General features: G+C 47.5%; 5 protein-coding genes. All 5 read right to left on the bottom strand.

Annotation, left to right across the window (positions count from 1 at the left end; all coding sequences use genetic code 11):
- Window positions 1–107: 107 nt before the first annotated feature.
- Entirely contained in the window at window positions 108–779 is a 672-nt protein-coding gene (locus LC574_RS37195) for a hypothetical protein (protein WP_229458635.1), read from the bottom strand.
- A gap of 109 nt (window positions 780–888) precedes the next feature.
- Window positions 889–1056 carry a hypothetical protein gene (locus tag LC574_RS37190; protein WP_229458634.1) on the bottom strand — a complete coding sequence of 56 codons (168 nt, stop codon included), beginning with the start codon at window positions 1054–1056 and terminating at the stop codon, window positions 889–891.
- Window positions 1053–1358 carry a hypothetical protein gene (locus tag LC574_RS37185; RefSeq protein WP_229458633.1) on the bottom strand — a complete coding sequence of 102 codons (306 nt, stop codon included), beginning with the start codon at window positions 1356–1358 and terminating at the stop codon, window positions 1053–1055. The genes LC574_RS37190 and LC574_RS37185 overlap by 4 nt, the downstream gene beginning before the upstream one ends.
- Window positions 1351–1719: a hypothetical protein gene (locus tag LC574_RS37180; protein ID WP_229458632.1), complete on the bottom strand. Its 369-nt coding sequence runs from the start codon at window positions 1717–1719 to the stop codon at window positions 1351–1353. Before LC574_RS37180 ends, LC574_RS37185 begins: the two co-directional genes overlap by 8 nt.
- Window positions 1720–1802: 83 nt before the next feature.
- Window positions 1803–2107: hypothetical protein (locus tag LC574_RS37175; RefSeq protein ID WP_229458631.1), on the bottom strand; the 305-nt coding region annotated here is incomplete at its 5' end.

Genomic DNA, 2107 nt, shown 5'->3' with positions numbered 1-2107 from the left:
ATTAGCTAACAGCTAACCGCTAACAGCTAACAGCGGGGTATTAACCTCCCCAAGATTAATTTTTCGCCCACGAGGGGCGAGGCATGTACCGGGTTAATAGCTAATAGCTAATAGCTAACAGCTTTGTTGATGGCTTTAAAGTTACCTTTGCGACCAATAACATCGGCTTGATCAATCCATGCCCAATCGTCGGGCTTGGCATCGGAATCATAGACAACGACCCTACCGCCGATTTTAGAGGACAGGTACTGAGTAAAGGTTGATTTCCCGTCACCAGTACCGCCAACGAGCGCAACGTGTTTTTGTTTTTTCTGGATGTACTCAACCGGGTCAGTGATTAAGTTTTCTGGTTGCCAGTTGGCATCAAGAACGCCAACACTCAGCGTTAACTGTGCCGTGGGTTGGGTATTGACTTTTGCCCAGGCTTGAAAGTTGACCCGTGAGGCTCGGTCGATATCGCCGAGTGATTCTTGCAGAAGTTTGGCTGTTTGGCGATGTCTGCGTCCGACTTCCAGAACGCCAACAGATGCCCCCAGTATCCACGGCTTAGACTCAGGCTTTTGAGTTGCCCCCAGGAACAACAAGCCACAGCTAACAGTTAAACTGCCCCAAAAGGACCACTTGGCACAAAAGTACATTTGCAAGTGTTGGTGTAACTGGGAAGGATGCAAATTACTGCTCATATTCCTAGCAATACCCCCACAGCAACTAACCCAACCCGAAGCAGCAAAATATCTTTGACCTCCGGCTGGGAACCTCGACGACAATTTTTTGCTCATCTGCCATACTGCACCTCGATTTTGAGGTAGAAAGGGCGATTTTCCTGCTGGCACAGTGCGATCGCAATTATTAGAGCGCCTATGATGCAGATAAGAATGCTTACTTGATTCATTTCTGCTCCTCCTGCTCCTTTTCTCGTAAGGCTTTCCAAGTTTCGGGGTAAGTTTTCTTGCTCAGTAGCCGAAATTCTGCTTGTACCTCTGGCGGTTGTTTTTTTAGTTCTTCAGATATAGCGATAGCTGCAATCAGCCAAGGGCTACGAGTATCTTCAGTCATTCTTCCCCCCAGGCGCTGTACAAGCCGTAGCCGCTAGTTTGGGTCAGTCGGTCGTTGATTCGGTTGATAACTTCGTTATCACTAACAGGTAGTGGTTTTCCTTGGAGATAGGCGGCTGAGATTTCGGCGCACTCCTTGTCAGTGGCACCGTTGCCAAGCAGCTGTCCTTCTCTTAAGCCGACGCGGTGAATTTCGTTACTGGGATGTTGATCAGTCATATAATTTTGATTGGATGTTTTTTTCAGAAAATATTCCATTGGGCGATCGTGTACCTGTTGCGGATGGCGATCGCCTTTAAACATCGGCTTTGTTGGCAGTGGTGCTGTTGAAAATGATTACAACCCAACAGGGCAAGGTCTTTCGTCTTGCTGGGCTGACTTCAAAGGGCTGACGAGTATCAAGGCAAACTGCCCGTCCATCGTTGAGTTTGACGTAAAGGGTTCTCCCGGTTTTTGTTCGAGAGAACAGCTGTCCAGGGGATAAAGTTTCAAAAATTACCTGAGTTTTACCTACTACGTACTCAGCTTGGTGAGAATCGAATCCTTCAGAGAGTGGATCGTCTGCCATTTCTTTCCACTGTCTCGGCTTCCTGTTTTTAGGTTCAGTATTGTTGGCTGATTTGCCGTTAGTAGTGGCTCGATCTGTGGTCTGTTGGTCGGTCATAGTGGGTGACATGTGCCTCATAAGTGGGTCGATAGTAGGCAATGTGTACGTCGATAGTGGGTGACATGTGCCTTGATCGTGCGTTAATAGTCGCTCAATAGTGGGGTGTTGACTTTTGCCTCAATCGCTTGCATAGCAATCATTTGAGCGTTTGTTGGCACGAAATTAGCCGTGATAATGTCGTCCAATAAGCTAGCGGCAATATCGGCTAAGAGTTCAATGAGTTCGATTTCTTCGAGAGAATCGCACCAAGCAATGATTTGTTCGGGTATGTCCTCAAACCCCCATTCTTTCTTCTGGTAAGCGATGGTGGATTTTTCTCGCAGTGCCAGGAAGATTAGGCAGTTTAGCCCAGTGGTTTGAGTGCGGTCAAAGTTCTGCTCGATGT

This window comes from Nostoc sp. CHAB 5715, assembly GCF_020829685.1.
Lineage (GTDB): Bacteria > Cyanobacteriota > Cyanobacteriia > Cyanobacteriales > Nostocaceae > Nostoc.
Note: the sequence above shows the minus strand (reverse complement) of the source record. Positions and strands in the feature narration are given on the sequence as shown.

Bases quoted from the DNA above. Each gene is read 5' to 3' on its own strand.
- LC574_RS37185 (WP_229458633.1), bottom strand. From the start codon at position 1,358: ATGTTTAAAGGCGATCGCCATCCGCAACAGGTACACGATCGCCCAATG.
- LC574_RS37190 (WP_229458634.1), bottom strand. From the start codon at position 1,056: ATGACTGAAGATACTCGTAGCCCTTGGCTGATTGCAGCTATCGCTATA.
- LC574_RS37195 (WP_229458635.1), bottom strand. From the start codon at position 779: ATGAGCAAAAAATTGTCGTCGAGGTTCCCAGCCGGAGGTCAAAGATAT.
- LC574_RS37180 (WP_229458632.1), bottom strand. From the start codon at position 1,719: ATGACCGACCAACAGACCACAGATCGAGCCACTACTAACGGCAAATCA.